Origin of the sequence: Flavobacterium soyangense (assembly GCF_015277675.1) — a bacterium.
GTDB lineage: Bacteria > Bacteroidota > Bacteroidia > Flavobacteriales > Flavobacteriaceae > Flavobacterium > Flavobacterium soyangense.
Genome location: NZ_JADHEC010000030.1, coordinates 1 through 16,082, shown reverse-complemented (window position 1 = coordinate 16,082; position 16,082 = coordinate 1). Strand labels below are relative to the sequence as shown.

The 16,082-nt window shown below is 32.7% G+C and carries 17 protein-coding genes and 1 pseudogene; 6 read left to right on the top strand and 12 right to left on the bottom strand.

Features of this window, described 5'->3' with window-relative positions; all coding sequences use genetic code 11:
• Window positions 1-15: 15 nt before the first annotated feature.
• Together rsmH and mraZ are read right to left on the bottom strand one after the other, a co-directional pair.
• Window positions 16-912, bottom strand: a complete 897-nt coding sequence (gene rsmH, locus IR213_RS12445) for a 16S rRNA (cytosine(1402)-N(4))-methyltransferase RsmH (protein WP_194312634.1) — start codon at window positions 910-912, stop codon at window positions 16-18.
• The gene (mraZ, locus tag IR213_RS12440) at window positions 899-1,369 is read right to left on the bottom strand and encodes a division/cell wall cluster transcriptional repressor MraZ (protein WP_194312633.1); all 471 of its coding nucleotides are present in this window, start codon (window positions 1,367-1,369) and stop codon (window positions 899-901) included. The genes rsmH and mraZ overlap by 14 nt, the downstream gene beginning before the upstream one ends.
• A 373-nt stretch (window positions 1,370-1,742) precedes the next feature.
• Between mraZ and IR213_RS12435 the strand changes: the two genes are divergently transcribed.
• Window positions 1,743-2,516: an alpha/beta fold hydrolase gene (locus IR213_RS12435; protein WP_194312632.1), complete on the top strand. Its 774-nt coding sequence runs from the start codon at window positions 1,743-1,745 to the stop codon at window positions 2,514-2,516.
• A gap of 28 nt (window positions 2,517-2,544) precedes the next feature.
• Window positions 2,545-3,165, top strand: a complete 621-nt coding sequence (gene yihA, locus IR213_RS12430; protein WP_194312631.1) for a ribosome biogenesis GTP-binding protein YihA/YsxC — start codon at window positions 2,545-2,547, stop codon at window positions 3,163-3,165.
• A gap of 63 nt (window positions 3,166-3,228) precedes the next feature.
• Here yihA and gldC read toward each other — a convergent pair whose 3' ends face one another.
• Both gldC and gldB read right to left on the bottom strand, forming a co-directional pair.
• Window positions 3,229-3,567, bottom strand: a complete 339-nt coding sequence (gldC, locus tag IR213_RS12425; protein ID WP_194312630.1) for a gliding motility protein GldC — start codon at window positions 3,565-3,567, stop codon at window positions 3,229-3,231.
• Complete coding sequence (gldB, locus tag IR213_RS12420; RefSeq protein ID WP_194312629.1) at window positions 3,557-4,522, bottom strand: gliding motility lipoprotein GldB; 966 nt, start codon at window positions 4,520-4,522, stop codon at window positions 3,557-3,559. The genes gldC and gldB overlap by 11 nt, the downstream gene beginning before the upstream one ends.
• Before the next feature lie 144 nt (window positions 4,523-4,666).
• On the opposite strand from gldB, the gene nadE reads away from it, so the two are divergent.
• Entirely contained in the window at window positions 4,667-5,473 is an 807-nt protein-coding gene (nadE, locus tag IR213_RS12415; RefSeq protein ID WP_194312628.1) for an NAD(+) synthase, read from the top strand.
• A gap of 88 nt (window positions 5,474-5,561) precedes the next feature.
• Window positions 5,562-6,191 carry a response regulator transcription factor gene (locus tag IR213_RS12410; RefSeq protein WP_194312627.1) on the top strand — a complete coding sequence of 210 codons (630 nt, stop codon included), beginning with the start codon at window positions 5,562-5,564 and terminating at the stop codon, window positions 6,189-6,191.
• On the opposite strand, the gene dnaG is transcribed toward IR213_RS12410, so the two are convergent.
• From dnaG to IR213_RS12385, 5 genes are all read right to left on the bottom strand, one after another.
• A complete protein-coding gene (gene dnaG, locus IR213_RS12405) occupies window positions 6,188-8,170 on the bottom strand; it encodes a DNA primase (RefSeq protein ID WP_194312626.1) in 1,983 nt (660 codons plus the stop codon). The two genes, IR213_RS12410 and dnaG, sit on opposite strands and share 4 nt — an antisense overlap.
• A gap of 133 nt (window positions 8,171-8,303) precedes the next feature.
• Window positions 8,304-9,368, bottom strand: coding sequence for a hypothetical protein (locus IR213_RS12400; protein ID WP_194312625.1), 1,065 nt, complete (start codon window positions 9,366-9,368; stop codon window positions 8,304-8,306).
• Window positions 9,369-9,412: 44 nt separating this feature from the next.
• On the bottom strand, window positions 9,413-10,081 hold the full coding sequence (locus tag IR213_RS12395; RefSeq protein ID WP_194312624.1) for a hypothetical protein: 669 nt from the start codon (window positions 10,079-10,081) through the stop codon (window positions 9,413-9,415).
• Entirely contained in the window at window positions 10,068-10,628 is a 561-nt protein-coding gene (locus tag IR213_RS12390) for an RNA polymerase sigma factor (protein WP_194312623.1), read from the bottom strand. Before IR213_RS12390 ends, IR213_RS12395 begins: the two co-directional genes overlap by 14 nt.
• Before the next feature lie 204 nt (window positions 10,629-10,832).
• Window positions 10,833-11,810, bottom strand: a complete 978-nt coding sequence (locus tag IR213_RS12385) for a polyprenyl synthetase family protein (protein WP_194312661.1) — start codon at window positions 11,808-11,810, stop codon at window positions 10,833-10,835.
• Window positions 11,811-12,168: 358 nt separating this feature from the next.
• On the opposite strand from IR213_RS12385, the gene IR213_RS12380 reads away from it, so the two are divergent.
• The gene (locus IR213_RS12380; RefSeq protein ID WP_194312622.1) at window positions 12,169-13,026 is read left to right on the top strand and encodes a hypothetical protein; all 858 of its coding nucleotides are present in this window, start codon (window positions 12,169-12,171) and stop codon (window positions 13,024-13,026) included.
• A gap of 52 nt (window positions 13,027-13,078) precedes the next feature.
• Here the strand turns inward: IR213_RS12380 and rlmN are convergent, their stop codons facing one another.
• Complete coding sequence (rlmN, locus tag IR213_RS12375) at window positions 13,079-14,122, bottom strand: 23S rRNA (adenine(2503)-C(2))-methyltransferase RlmN (protein WP_194312621.1); 1,044 nt, start codon at window positions 14,120-14,122, stop codon at window positions 13,079-13,081.
• A 100-nt stretch (window positions 14,123-14,222) separates the two neighbouring features.
• Between rlmN and IR213_RS12370 the strand changes: the two genes are divergently transcribed.
• The gene (locus tag IR213_RS12370) at window positions 14,223-14,864 is read left to right on the top strand and encodes an O-methyltransferase (protein WP_194312620.1); all 642 of its coding nucleotides are present in this window, start codon (window positions 14,223-14,225) and stop codon (window positions 14,862-14,864) included.
• A 31-nt stretch (window positions 14,865-14,895) separates the two neighbouring features.
• Here IR213_RS12370 and IR213_RS12365 read toward each other — a convergent pair whose 3' ends face one another.
• On the bottom strand, window positions 14,896-15,459 hold the full coding sequence (locus tag IR213_RS12365; RefSeq protein ID WP_194312619.1) for a phosphatase PAP2 family protein: 564 nt from the start codon (window positions 15,457-15,459) through the stop codon (window positions 14,896-14,898).
• A gap of 137 nt (window positions 15,460-15,596) precedes the next feature.
• Window positions 15,597-15,917 (bottom strand): annotated as a pseudogene (locus IR213_RS16650) (Sec-independent protein translocase subunit TatA/TatB); the annotation flags it as partial.
• Between the last annotated feature and the right edge of the window lie 165 nt (window positions 15,918-16,082).

The following is a 16,082-nucleotide window of genomic DNA, read 5'->3' as shown; positions in this document are numbered from 1 at the left end:
ATTATTTCTGACTAATTATACCTTTTCAGCAATTCTTAATTTTGCACTTCGAGCTCTATTATTTATTTTTATTTCAGCATTATCAGGAACAATCAGTTTTCCAATGGTTTTGAATGGGACTGAAAAATTGCCAAAAAAGTCACGCTCTGGCTCCCCTTCGAACATGCCGTTTTTCATAAATCTTTTTACTAATCGGTCTTCCAATGAATGGTAAGAAATCACGCTTAATCTTCCGCCCGGATTTAATATTTCCAATGATTGTTCTAGAAATTCTTTCAAAACGTCCATTTCCTGATTGACTTCAATTCGAATGGCTTGATAGATTTGAGCCAATATTTTATTTCGAACTCTTTCAGGTAAATATTTTGCCAAAACTTCTTTTAATTCATCTGTAGTTTTAATGGGCTGATTCTCTCTAGCTTCGATAATTGTTCTTGCCAAAGCCGGTGCATTTTTCAGTTCGCCATAATCCAAAAAAACTCTTTTCAAGTTTGCATCATCATATTCATTGACCACTCGATAGGCATTTAAATCATTTTTTTGACTCATTCTCATATCCAATTCCGCATCAAAGCGAGTCGAAAAACCTCTTTCAGGAACGTCAAATTGATGAGAAGAAACTCCTAAATCAGCTAAAATTCCATCAACACTTTTCACACCATAAAAACGTAAAAATCTTTTTATAAATCTAAAATTTTCATGGATTAATGTAAATCTTTCGTCAGGCAAAGCATTGGCTAAAGCATCTTCGTCTTGGTCAAAAGCAAACAATTTCCCGTTTGGACCCAGCCTTTTTAAGATTTCTTTTGAATGTCCTCCACCACCAAAAGTCACATCAACGTAAACTCCATCGGGTTTTATATTCAACCCGTCAACCGATGCCTGAAGCAAAACTGGATTATGATATTCCATTGTCGTTATTTGTATTTCCCATTACTTCTTCGGCTAAATCTGCAAAATCCACATCTTCTCCGTTTATCGATCTTTCGTATAAGTCTTTATCCCAAATCTCAACTATATTTACAGCTGAGGAGAACACAACGTCTTTTGAAATACTTGCAAAAGCCACTAAATCTTTTGGAACCAATAATCTTCCCAAGGCATCTATTTCAACCACTTTTACACCCGCTGTAAATCGGCGAATGAAGTCATTATTTTTCTTAACGAATCGGTTAAGTCTATTGATTTTTTGCATCATCAAATCCCACTCTTCCATTGGATACAATTCTAAACAAGATTGAAAAACGGAACGCTTCAAAACAAAACCGTTTTGAAGAGAAGTAGCTAATTGCTTTTTTAAAGGCGCTGGCAAAAGCAACCTTCCTTTAGCATCAACTTTACATTCATATGTTCCTACAATTGTATTCAAGTGAAAAAAAATTAAATAGACGTTGAGCAAAAATATAAAAAATATTACCACAAATTACCACAAAATACCACTTTGTTGATAAGTTTTACCACTTTAGAAGATGAAAGGCTAATTTTTAGACAATCAGAACATTAGCTTCCTTTGGACTTGTCATTAAGAAGTCCTGATTTGCAGAAAAAGTTCAGTAGGAAAAAACAACAGAAATTTAGTTTTAAAGCCTAAATTTAAAACTAAAAAATTCGAAGCATAATCTTTGCAGTTTTATTAATTCCTTATAATAAATAGCATAAAACATTTAAAATTTGACTCTAAAAATTCTTTTTTATTTTTAAAATCCTATATTTGTGAAAAATGAAAATTCGCGATAAACCGTATGGAAAAATACTTTAAGAAAGAAGGCAGATACAGCTATTACGAAGCTGGAGAAGGAACTCCAATAGTTGTTTTACACGGTTTAATGGGAGGTTTAAGCAACTTTGATGCCGTTGCAAGTTATTTTTCTGAAAGAGGTTATAAAATAGTTATCCCAGATTTGCCGATTTACACCCAAAGTATTTTGAAAACGAATGTAAAAGCTTTTGCAAGATATGTAAAGGATTTTATCACTTTTAAAGGATTTGACAGAGTAATTTTGTTGGGAAATTCACTAGGGGGACATATTGCATTATATCACACCAAAATGTATCCCGAAAAAGTGGCCGGACTTGTATTAACAGGGAGTTCAGGGCTTTACGAAAGTGCAATGGGAGATAGCTACCCTAAAAGAGGCGACTATGAATACATCAAGAAGAAAGCTCAAGATGTTTTTTATGATCCCAAAATGGCCACAAAAGAACTTGTTGACGAAGTATACGCCTCTGTAAATGATCGCATAAAACTGATAAAAACATTAACTATTGCTAAAAGCGCTATCCGACACAATATGGCCAAAGATTTGCCAAAAATGCATGTTCAAACTTGTTTAATTTGGGGAAGAAATGACAGAGTTACGCCTCCGTCTGTTGCCGAAGAATTCAATGAATTATTGCCAAACGCTACCTTATATTGGATAGACAAATGTGGCCATGCAGCTATGATGGAGTGCCCAGACGAGTTCAATCGTTTACTAGAAGATTGGCTAACACACACACATTTGAAAGCGCACTAAACGCTGGCGAATACTTTAAAAAACAATCATGAAAATCACTACCGCCGAATTTATTGTAAGCAACTCAGAAGTTGACAAATGTCCAAAAGACTTTTTGCCGGAATATGCTTTTATTGGCCGATCAAATGTTGGGAAATCATCATTGATTAATATGCTGACTAATCACAAAAATTTAGCAAAAACATCAGGAAGACCAGGAAAGACACAGTTGATAAATCATTTTAAGATAAACAACAATTGGTTTTTAGTCGATTTACCTGGTTATGGTTACGCCAAAGTTTCGAAGAAAACAAAATCCGTTTTTCAGCAATTTATTACGGATTATTTTGAGACAAGAGAACAACTCGTTTGTGCTTTTGTACTTATTGACATTCGTCACGAAGCACAAAATATAGACATCGAGTTTATGGCTTATATGGGTGAAAGTGAAATTCCTTTTTGCATCATTTTCACAAAAGCAGATAAAATTAGCAAAGTGAAAATTGACTCCCATATTGCAGCTTACAAAAAGAAAATGTTTGCTAACAACTGGGCCGAAATGCCTCAGTATTTTGTAACCTCAGCAACCGAATCTACAGGAAAAGAGGATGTTTTAAGCTATATTGAGGAAGTAAATCAGGAAGTTTTTAAGAACAATAATGAGTTTTAAAAAAATATAAAATCCCAAATTCCAAATAATTAAAATTGGGTTTGGGATTTTTTATTGAGCTTTTTATTTCAACTTCAACTCTAATTTCTCCGCGAAATAATCGCAAAAATCTTGCATTGTTGCTGACATCTTTTCGTCGCCTGTTGCACGTTGAAAAGTTTCGGTCATAGACAATAAAGTTTGATGAAAGAAAATTTTCATTTCTTCGACAGACATGTCTTTAGTCCACAATTCGATACATTTTGTTGTTTTTTCGTCACTGTTCCAAACCGAGAGCATAAAAGCTTTAGCCTCTTCGAGATTTACACCTCCTTCTACCGCAGCCCAAGATAATTTTTCGGGAATTCGATTTTCATCTAATTCGATTTGTATTTTTATTTCTGATGTGTTGTTATTCGACATTTTTTTTTGGTTTATATTTAGATTTTTCAAATAATTCTTTAGCATTCATTTTCAACATTTCCTGGAGGGACACTTCGTTGTTTTTCATAAAAGATCGCACCATTTGCCAGCCTATCCAGGCTCCAACTCTCCCTGGGGATTCATTGTCAATTTCTAGATAAAATTTAGAGAATGGCGCTGGATTGATAAAACGAATATTCAGTTTTTGATCGTCGCTGTAGAGCATTTCATTTTCAAGAAAATAGCGCCACATATAGCTTTCGTTTTCTTCACACCACTTGATTTGTTCTGGCATGTATCCCATTTTGTCAGCATCTGAATAATCAGGTAAAAGAATGTCTTTTATGTACAGTTGTTTTCCAAAATAAATCATTTGACTCAATAAATTCTTCTCTGAGACTGGTATTATTTTTTGTGTAGAAAAACTCGAAATTACATCAGGCAAAATTTGTTTTTGCTCGAAATTTTGTTTCAAATACTTAGGGAATTGATAAAATTTATGTTCTTTTCCCAAATACAATTCCAGAGAAATAATCACTAAACTATCTGCATAAATTACCTTGTTATTATAATCCATTTCGGAGATTACAGTAATTATTTTTGGGGTTTTAGTTTTAGGGAAATAGTATTTTATATGTTTAAAAAGAGTTGTAAGCTCCTTTTTTACAGGTTCAAAATTTGAATATTTTTTTTGAACTTCAGTATATAATTCTCTCCAAAGCGGATTTTGCATTTTTTCTAACCAAACACTATCAGGAGTTCCTTTTGGGAAAAAAAATGGAAATTCTTTTTTTAATTTATCCAAATCCTTTGGAGAATTTTCAAAAAAAAGTTCATCAAAACGTTCTACTTTAAGTTCTACCGGAATTTTTTCGACTGCTTTTTCGACTTTTGATTTGTTTTCACAAGAACTAAAAGCAAATGTTACAGCAATTATAAAAATTATTCTTCTCATTATATTTTATTTATTCACTATAACGATATAAATCTGATTCTTTTTTGCAAAAAGGAAAAGATTAAAATGAATAGCGGGAATAGCTTCTAAAAATTATTATTTTTGCAAATATACAATTCCTACTTTTTAAAAACCCAATCTATTATGCCTAAAAAAAGCACCATTCAAGTTGAAAAAGTAAATACATATATTGTCAATTGGTTAAAAAGCTATGCGGAAAACGCAAAAGTTAATGGTTTTGTTGTGGGGATTTCCGGCGGAGTCGATTCAGCAGTTACTTCAACACTTTGTGCACAAACCGGATTACCCACTTTGTGTGTAGAAATGCCTATTCATCAGGCTCCAAGTCACGTAAGTCGAGGTCGTGAACATATTGAACAATTGAAAAAACGGTTTCCAAACGTAACCAATATTGAAGCAGATTTAACTTCGCTTTTTGAAACTTTCAAAACCATTGTTCCAAGTGTGGCAGTTTCAGACAAGGTAAATTTATCTTTGGCCAATACTCGGGCACGATTACGTATGACCACTTTATATTATTTTGCAGGAATTCAAGGTTCGTTGGTTGCAGGAACAGGGAATAAGGTAGAAGATTTTGGTGTTGGTTTTTATACAAAATATGGAGATGGCGGAGTTGATCTAAGCCCAATAGCGGATTTAATGAAGTCCGATGTATATGCTTTGGGTAAATATTTAAAAATCCCGGTTTCAATTTTAGAAGCTTCGCCAACCGATGGATTATTTGGAGATGACAGAACTGATGAAGACCAAATTGGTGCTAGTTATGATGAACTGGAATGGGCCATGCTTGAGGTTGAAAAAGGAAAAGTTCCCGAAGATTACTCTGGAAGAGAAAGAAATGTTCTTGAAATTTATAGGCGATTAAACAGCATTAATCAGCATAAAATGAGAGAAATTCCGGTTTGTAAGATTTCAAAGGAATTTAAGTAGTATATTTCTAATAATATTAGAAATATTTCAGATTTTTTTATTAACTTTACTTGTTAATAAAACATAGACAATTCAAAAATTTAATATTATGATAAAAGTTTGTTTAGCAAATAATCATCCCGTCGTGCATTTTGGGGTAAAATCCTACTTTAAAGACCACGATGATATCTCAATTGTTGCCAATGTTGGGAATTTTTTAATGGTAAGAGACATCCTCCTTACTAAGGAGATTGATGTTTTAATCTTGGATCTGGAATTAGAAGGTCTTTCTAGTATTTTTGAAGTTAAAAATATTTTGAAAAATTTTCCAAAAACAAAAATCATCATATTTAGCGACCTTTCAGAACAAATATATGCGCCAAACGCAATAAAAGCTGGAGTTTCAGGATTTGTTTCTCAAAAAGAAAAATTAGAAACTTTAGGCCAGGCAATTATTAAAGTGCATCAAGGAAAGATCATCATAGACGAAACCGTTAAGAAAAATCTTGCGCTGATTGCTAAACAAAATAAAAGTGACCGTTTGTATCGTAAACTCTCTAACCGTGAAGTGGAAGTTTTGCGCTATTTAAGTGATGGTAAGAAAAATAACGAGATTTCTAAAATACTAGGGCTTAACGAAAAAACAATTAGTACTTATAAATTAAGATTATTGCAAAAATTAAATGTCACTAATTTAGTGGATTTGGTAAATAAAGCCAAAACACTGGAAATAGTTTAATTATAGCGTGACATTACTCTTCCTAATTTTTTCGAAAAAGAATTAATTAATTTGTAGTAATCCATTGCCATAGATAAATGCTCAATATTATCAGAATCTGGTTCTGAGGATATTGAGTTTTTTATTTCCTCAATAATTCTATCTACTAAATACCAACGCAATGTTAGAATAGTTTCAGAAACATACTGGCTAATGGAATCATTTTTAGTCTTTGGAAAGATACTTTGACCTTCCCAGTTATGCAAAGCGACTCTTTCGTCTTCCATCAAAATATCTGTCACTTCCTGAGCAAATTCAGGTTGTAAATGCATTAAATAATGTTCAATACTAAAATTTTCAGTTTGAAGATAATAGTTTATCAAATTATTAAATATGTCTTTGAATAAAGGATTTGCCAGTTCAACCTCATCTTCCTGTAAACTCAAATAAATTCTTTGAAACACTTTGTATTGCTTTTTTTCAATCACATTTTCAATTTCACCATCGCTATTTGTTTTTAAAAGAACGTCCTCAAACTCTTCTGTTTTGTTTCCGTACAACAAAAGAATTTCTATGATTTTTCTTTCTAAACCATAAAGAATATCAATTTTTTCGACCTGAATTGGAGCGTTATTTTTTACGACATCAAAAGCTTTATCTTTTTGCTCTTGCTTTTGTTTTTTTCCAATGTCAGCAACATCTTTTTGAACCAATTGTGCCAATGTACTAACAAGAACTTGCTCGGAAATATCCATAATTCGGGAACATTCCTGAATATAGATTTCGCGCTGAATTCTGTCTGGAATTTTCGAAATACTCACGACCATATCCCGAATTAAATCGGCTTTTTTGATTGGGTCATTTTTGGCATCTTTCATCAAAAGTGATGCTTTGAACTGAATAAAATCTTTAGAATTTTCGTCTAAATATTTGACCAATTCTTCGTAAGGCGTTTTCTTGGCAAAACTATCTGGATCTTCTCCGTCAGGAAAAGCACAAACTTTTACGTTCATTCCTTCCTCTAGAATCAAATCTATTCCCCGAATGGAAGCGCGCAATCCTGCAGCATCACCGTCAAAAAGAACGGTTATATTTTTTGTCAATCTATTGATTAAACGGATTTGGTCTGGTGTCAAGGCTGTTCCTGAGGAAGCCACCACGTTTTCTATTCCAGCTTGATTAAACTGAATTACATCTGTATAACCTTCAACTAAATAACAATTATTTTGTTTAGCAATGGATTGTTTGGCTTGAAAAATCCCATACAAAACCTTGCTCTTATGGTAAATATCACTTTCGGGGGAATTGAGGTATTTTGCTGCTTTTTTATCATTGCCCAAAATTCTTCCTCCAAAACCCAAAATTCTTCCCGACATACTTTGGATGGGAAACATCACCCGACCTTTAAATCGATCAAAGGGTCTGTCATCTTTAGGAATTGTCAATCCTGTGCTCTCTAAAAACTCTAATTTATAGCCTTTCCCGAGAGCTTCTTTGGTAAAAGCATCCCAAACTTCGGGAGAATATCCAAGAGCAAATTTCTTTATTGTTTCGCTGGTAAAACCACGTTCTTTGAAATAAGAGAGCCCAATAGCCTTACCTTCTTCTGAATGTAAAAGTGTGTTGTGAAAATAATCTTTTGCAAATTCAGAAACCAAATACATACTTTCGCGAACGTCTGTATTAATTTTCTCTTCATCCGTTTGTTCGGTTTCTTCAATTTCGATATTATATTTTTTTGCCAAAAATCGAATGGCTTCCGGATAAGTAAAATGGGAATGTTCCATCAAGAAAGCCACGGCATTCCCGCCTTTTCCAGAACTGAAATCTTTCCAAATTCCTTTGGCAGGCGAAACCATAAATGACGGAGAACGCTCATCAGAAAAAGGACTCAGTCCCTTGAAGTTACTTCCCGCACGTTTTAATTGCACAAAATCGCCAATAACCTCCTCAACACGAGCAGTTTCGAAAACAATATCTATGGTGGCTTTTGAAATCAATTAATGTTGAAAAATTTAATTATTGGAAAACTGTAAAAATACGTAAATCAAAAATATAAATTTTGATTTAAAAAACAAAAAAGTGCTTCATTCCTGAAACACCTTATATTGCATCAAACTAATTCAACAAAATTTAATTGAAATCGAAACGAACGCCAAGCGAAATATTGTTTTGATTAGCCACATTATTCTCAAATAATGTATTTAAATCATATTTCAAATACAAGCTGGTTTCTTTGTAGCCTAGGTAAGTACTCACACCATAAATAAAATCATTGGCATTGAAATTTCCTTTGGTTTTTGTCCGTATTTTATCATCGTCAATATGGTAATACAATTTTTGCTTTGACTTAATTCTAAAACCTCCATAGCCTCCTATCCCGAAGCGAACCCCTTGATGTGTAGAAAAACTGGAATTACCAAATTTTGATTTATTCCCAGAGAAATCAAATTCTAAATGCAAGGGTGCGACTAAGTAAACATTTTTAAAACGAGAATCCTCTAATTCATAAGGAAACACCTCAAGATTAGTTTGACCATTACCGTCAGGCACAAAATAGCGATTCTTCGTTGCAGAAATATTGTTATACATCACTGAGAAACCATATTTAAAATGTAATAAATTATGGTTTTTAAAAATTCTTGTATTCTCAGTAAATCCCCATTCGAAGAAATGAGACTGCCAATAATAGAAATCGGAATTGGCAACTGCACTATTTGTAACCAAATTATTAGCTCCAAAAGCCAACACAAACTGCGAAGTAGTTCTTTTCTCTGGTTTATTTTTATTATTACAACAAAATTTATTATCTAAATGAATTACTATAGTTTTAGATGAATCAGTCTCTGTAATTTTTCCGTCAACTTGCTTTTGAACTAAAGTTTTAAGATTTTCTTGCTCGACCGCCACTCTTGCCTCAATGTTTTTAGCTCTGGCTTCTGCAAGTTTTTGTTTCTTGGCGTAAGCTTCTTCTTTAGTCATTTTGCCATTTTGCAATTCTACATTTACCGCTTCTACTTCGATTTTTAGAGCTGACTTTTCTTCTTTTGTAATCTTTTTAATGTTTGAGGCAATATCATTTGCCTGTTTATCAAAGGCTTGTTTCACCTGTTCGCCATTATGGCTTGTGGCTTGTGCTTGTATTTTACTTGCAAAAAGAAGAATTAACACTGTTAGATAAAGGATAAATTTAGTCATAATTTAAAGATTTTAATTGTTCGTTTTTTGATTATTGATGATGATTATTGATTATTTCTGTTAGCCAAAGCTTCTTTAGCTTCTTTATATTTTTTAGTTATGGTTTTTAATGCTTTTTCTCGAAATGAAACTTGTAATTCCCCATCTACCTGACCCAAAAGCGTGGCTGAATTTATTTTTATGAATGATTTTTTAATATCTGGATTCGGTTTTGAAGCTGAAGCAAGTAAGGAATCAATATCAGTCCGAATTGTATTTTTATTTACTACAATTTGTTCGTTTTGGCTGAAAGGTTGAATTTCAGCGACAACTTCTTCTTGACCTTTAATTGTTTGATTTTTAATATTGCTTTCTTCTTTCTTATATATCTGTACCAAAGGTTTTGTTTCTTGTTTCAAAATGGCTTTAGAATAATCAAGCTCATTTATTATTGATTTATCTTTTGTTTTTAAACTGTCCTTTTGAATTTTATCATTAATTACAACATTGTTTTTACTACCATCAATTGAGCTTTCTTTTTGATTAAAAAAAATAGTTCCAACCAACAGAAACCCTGCAACACTAGCCGCTACATAAAACCAAATCAACCTGAGTTTTGGTTTTTCGTTGATGGTTAACATCGCATCCAATCTATCCCAAGCTGCTTCCGAAGGATTAATTTTTCGATTATTTAGCTTTTCTCTAATTTGATTTTCAAGCTTATTCGGTTCCATATTCATAATTTTTTAACTTGTTAATCTGGCCTTGTAGCATTTTTCTCGCCTGAGATAATTGTGATTTTGAGGTTCCCTCATTTATTCTCAACATAGTGGCGATTTCACGATGTTTGTATCCTTCAATGGCAAAAAGATTGAATACCATTTTATAGCCATCGGGCAAACTGTCTATTAAAAACTGGATATCTTCTAAGGAAAGCTGACTTTCAATATTGTTAAAACTTTCTTCTGAATAATTTTCGTCTTCAATAAAATTTACTTTCTTCTGAACTCTGATGAATGAAATACATTCGTTTACCATTATCCGTCTAATCCAACCTTCAAAACTACCTTTGTTTTCAAATCCATTTAAATTAGCAAATACTTTCATAAAAGCCGTAATCATAATGTCCTCGGCCTGATGAATATCTTTAATATATTGGCGACAAACTCCTAACATTTTTGGAGAAAATTGTGTATAAATCCTTCGTTGCGCTTGTCGATTGTTCTCGACCGCCAATTGAATGATCTCATTTTCTTCTTGATGTAAATTAATTACAGTCATTTTAGATTTAGGATTTGTTATGCCTGTTTGCCGATCTGGCTTGAGTCATATATTAAATTTTCTAATAACAGCATTCTATTTGTATAGACGACTAACGATGCAAAAAGGTTGCATCTTATTTGTAAAATTTTTTGACCAAAAAAATTAAAATCAATAAAAGTCAATTTATACAATGGTTAACACAGGAAATTATTTGGGGAAATTCTATTTTTTCCTTTCAATAACATAATTCACCATCAAAGTCAAAGCGTCTTTGAACTCAGATTTTGGATAATTTTCCAAAAGTAAAAGAGCTTCCTGCTGGAAATGTGCCATTTTTTGTTCGGCATAAAGTAGCCCGTTGTTATTTTTCACAAAGGCAATAACTTCTTTTACTCTCTTTTTGTCTTTGTTGTGATTTTTGATGGAATTAATAACCCAGGATTTTTCTTTTGAAGTACAATTATTCAAAACATGAATAAGAGGCAAAGTCATTTTTTGTTCCTTGATGTCAATTCCTGTGGGTTTACCAATAGCTTCCTCGGTATAATCAAATAAATCATCTTTAATTTGAAAAGCCATTCCGATAAGTTCTCCAAATTTTCGCATATTTTCGACCTGGATTTCATCTTCAATAACCGATTTTGCTCCCAAAGCACAACAAGCCGCAATTAAAGTAGCGGTCTTTTTTCGGATGATTTCGTAGTAAACATCTTCAGTAATATCTAGTCTTCTGGCTTTTTCTATTTGGAGTAATTCGCCTTCACTCATTTCGCGCACGGCAACAGAGATAATTCGCAACAAATCGAAATCTCCGTTATCTATGGAAAGTAACAACCCTTTTGATAGCAAATAATCTCCTACAAGCACGGCAATTTTATTTTTCCAAAGAGCGTTAATCGAAAAAAAGCCTCTTCGGCGATTACTGTCATCCACCACATCGTCGTGAACCAAAGTAGCAGTATGTATCAACTCAATTACTGATGCGCCACGATACGTCCTTTCGTTTACAATTCCTTCAGAAACCATTTTTGCAGTCAAGAAAACAAACATAGGACGCATTTGTTTTCCTTTTCGATTGACTATATAATAAGTGATTCTGTTCAGTAAAGCCACTTTTGAAGTCATCGATTCATAGAACTTTTTTTCAAAAAGTTCCATTTCGTTAAAAATAGGCTGTTTTATTTGAGAAGTAATATTCATTTCGATTTCAAATATACCATTTTCGAATAAAACAACGTTATCCATTTACGGTAAATGAAAGTGTCTTTTGAATTATTCTATTATGAATTAAAATGATTTTGAATTATTCTATCTGATTATCCCTCTTTTAAAAACTTCTTAATGAAATAAGATAATATGAATTTTTTACGATTTTTTAATGCTTTTGACACTTAAACAATTAATTATTAAACAAATAATAATTAGCTGAAAATGTGTAGTTCATCGATTTTAAGAGAACAACTCAAATATTTTGCATTTTTTTACATAAATTTGATAGCCCTATTCAAACCTTTTATTAATTTCTCTATCAAAGATAGAAACCTTAAAAAAAATTATTATGAAAACAAAAAAATTATTATTTGTGACATTGGTTTCGATTACATTTTTTATTGGATGTAATACTAATGAACCTGTTAATCAAACAACAGCAGCAATAACATCAGATGTTGCAGTTACCAATTCAGAAATTGATGCTTCAATAGATGATGTTTCCATTATTGCAGAAGACCAATTTGATATACAAAAAAGCATGACTGCCAAAACAAGTATGGGAATGGTTACTATCTTGCCTACTTGTGCTACAATTACCACTGTTTTAACCAATGATACCTATACAAAAACTATTGATTTTGGGACTCAAGGTTGTGCTTTGCATAACGGAAATATTGTGAAAGGAAAAATCATTATTAGTTTTACAAAAGATTTTACAATTCCAATAAAAACCATCACTTATACTTTGGTAGGATTTTACCATAATGGCAAGTTGATTGAAGGAACTAAAACAATTATTCGCGAACTTAAAAGCACTGAATTATTAGCTGCAATACACCCTGTTACTACACATTCAATAGATATAAAAATTACATATCCTGATGGTAAAATTTATACCAGAATAGGAACTCGAGTTAGAGAAATGATTGAAGGAATAACTTCTATCAATAATTGGGAGGACAACGTTTTCTTAATTTGGGGATATAATATTACAACTTTTCCTAACGGTGAAAAATATACTAGTACCATAAAAACCCCGCTTCGAATTAATATGGGTTGCAAAATGCCTTTCCCGGTTTCTGGTGTTATTGAAATCATGAAAAATGATGGAAAAGCTACACTTGATTACGGAAAAGGAGATTGTGATGATCTTGCAACTATTACCGTTAACGGCGTTGTAAAAGAAATTCATCTTAAAAAATAGCCCGTACATTTAAAGCATAAAAAACGTTTAGATTGTTATCTCTGGACGTTTTTTATACTTCTTTATTTGCTAATTGGCCACAGGCTGCATCAATGTCTTTTCCACGACTTCTGCGCACTTTTACCACAATATCATTAGCTTCAAGTGCTTTTATGTAAGCGTTAATTGTTTCTTCAGAAGCTTGCTGAAACTCGCCATCATCAATGGGATTGTATTCTATTAAATTGACTTTGCAAGGAACATATTTACAGAATTTCACTAATGCATCAATCGATTCTTTGTTGTCATTAATCCCTTTCCAAACGACATATTCGAAAGAAATTTTACTTTTAGTTTTCCTGTACCAATATTCCAATGATTCTCTCAATTCAGCCAAAGGGAAATTAGCGCTAAAAGGCATAATTCGAGAACGAATTTCGTCTATTGCAGAATGCAAAGAAACGGCGAGTTTAAATTTGACCTCATCATCGGCCAGTTTTTTTATCATCTTTGGCACACCGGAAGTCGAAACCGTAATCCGTTTGGGCGACATTCCTAAACCTTCGTTTGAGGTTATCATTTTGATGGCTTTCATCACATTATTGTAATTCATAAGTGGCTCACCCATTCCCATAAAAACAATATTTGACAAAGGATGATTGTAATACAAGCGACTTTCTTTGTCAATAGCTATTACTTGGTCATAAATTTCTCCGGGCTCCAGATTTCTCATTCTTTTTAATCGTGCAGTTGCACAAAAATTACAATCCAAGCTACAACCCACTTGGCTAGAAACACAAGCTGTTGTTCTGGTATTTGTTGGAATTAAAACACTTTCTACCACTAACCCATCGTGCAAACGAACTGCATTTTTTACCGTTCCGTCTTCACTTCGCTGCATTGTATCCACTTTGATGTGATTGATTACAAAATTGTTTTCAAGCATAGTGCGAGTTGCTTTTGCAACATTTGTCATATCCTCAAAACTGTGCGCTCCTTTGCTCCACAACCATTCGTAAACTTGATTACCACGAAAGGCCTGGTCGCCATTGGCAACAAAAAAATCTCTTAATTGTTCTTTGGATAAGGCTCTAATATCTTTTTTTTCGATTTGCATGGTGCAAATTTAATGACTATTTGTCGATTTATTTCATCAATTCGCATAAATGCTCGTGTGTTGATTTGATAATTTGATAACTTTGACAAAAATTAAAAAAATGCATTTCATTTCCCAAGAATTAGAAGATTATATTGAGCAACATTCACAGAAAGAGCCGGAATTACTAGCTGCTTTGGACAAAGAAACTTATCAGAAAGTTTTATTGCCCCGAATGCTGAGCGGACATTTTCAAGGACGCGTTTTGAGTATGCTCTCAAAACTGATTGGCCCAATGAATATTCTCGAAATTGGAACTTATACTGGATATTCAGCATTGTGTTTGTGCGAAGGAATGCAGGAAAACGGAATGCTTCATACGATTGACATTAAGGAAGAATTGGTAGATTTTCAAAGAAAATATTTTGACAAATCGCCTTGGGGAAACCAAATTGTACAACATCTTGGTGAAGCTTTGGAGATTATTCCAAAGTTAAACTTGAAATTTGATTTGGTTTTTATTGATGCTGACAAGGAAAATTACATCCACTATTTTGAAATGATTGTTCAAAAAATGAACAAAGGAGGAATTATACTTTCGGATAACGTTTTGTGGAGCGGAAAAGTTCTTGAACCTTTACAACCGAACGATTTGAGTACAAAAATCATTCTGGAATACAATCAATTATTAAAAAATGACCCCAGAGTAGAAAGTGTTTTATTGCCTATTAGAGATGGATTAACTGTAAGTAGAGTGTTGTAAATTCTTTAGATGTTTGTTCCTAGCAATACTATTAAATCGGGAAATTTCTTTTTTGAGCTATTCGATAGACCTTGAACATCAAAAATCCTAATATTGCTCCACATAAATACCCACAAATAATATCTAATGGATAATGCAATCCCAGATATATCCTGCTATAAGCGAAGATTAATGGCCACAAGAACAAAAGCCCAAAATATTTAAATTTGTCTTTTAATATATGGTATAAAAATGTAGTAACTGCCATTGTGTTTGCAGCGTGACCAGAGAAAAAACTAAATGATTTCCGAACTTGCACAACTCTTATAAAAGAGTTTATTGCTAGGTTATTGCATGGTCGAAGCCTTTGAAATCCGTTTTTAGATAAATTGGTGATTTGGTCTGTAAAAAGCAATAAGGTTGCCACAAATAAAAGCAAAAACAAGGTTTGTTTCGTTCCTAATTTCTTTAAAATAAAATATAACAATAAAATAAAAAGCGGAAGCCAATTGATTTGTTTGGTAATTAACAACCAAAGTCCATCATAAGTTTCGGAGCCCAGACCATTTAAGTAAATAAATAATTTTTCGTCAAGCGACAGTATTTTCTCCAACATTATTTTTTACGTTTTATTGGACCAACACTTTCTTCTGTTTCAGGAATTGTTTCGGCTATTAAATTGTCTTTAGACTTGTCAATTTCTACACTAACTGTAGTTGAAACTTCAGTAATAGAGGTTGTTGTTTCGCCCAGTAAATCGCTTTTGGTTTTATTTATCTCTGAAGTAAAAGTACTCGAAATTCCGCTCAATACATTTGTATCTCCAAGTAAATTTGATTTGACACTATTGATTTCTGAAGTGATATTATTAGTCAAATCGCTTAACATTTTTTGGTCGAAGCCATTAGCATCGGCTCCTTTTTGGATTTCACTTTTTATGTCGTTTGTGGCATTTTTCAATTGCGCCATCGCCTTGCCCATCGTACGGGCAATTTCCGGAACTTTATCAGAACCAAAAAGCATTAGAACCACAAACATTATAAAAATTAATTCGCCCCCACCAATTCCAAACATAATCTTTTTTTTTAAGTTGCAAAGTTACAAAGATGTACAATTACAAAATAATATTATTAATAATTAATTAACTATTATCAAATCTTAACTTTTTAATTTTCAAATGTAGTAAATCTTTTGAATTCCTCGTTTTTTGTAATTAGAAATTCAATCAATTCAAATTCT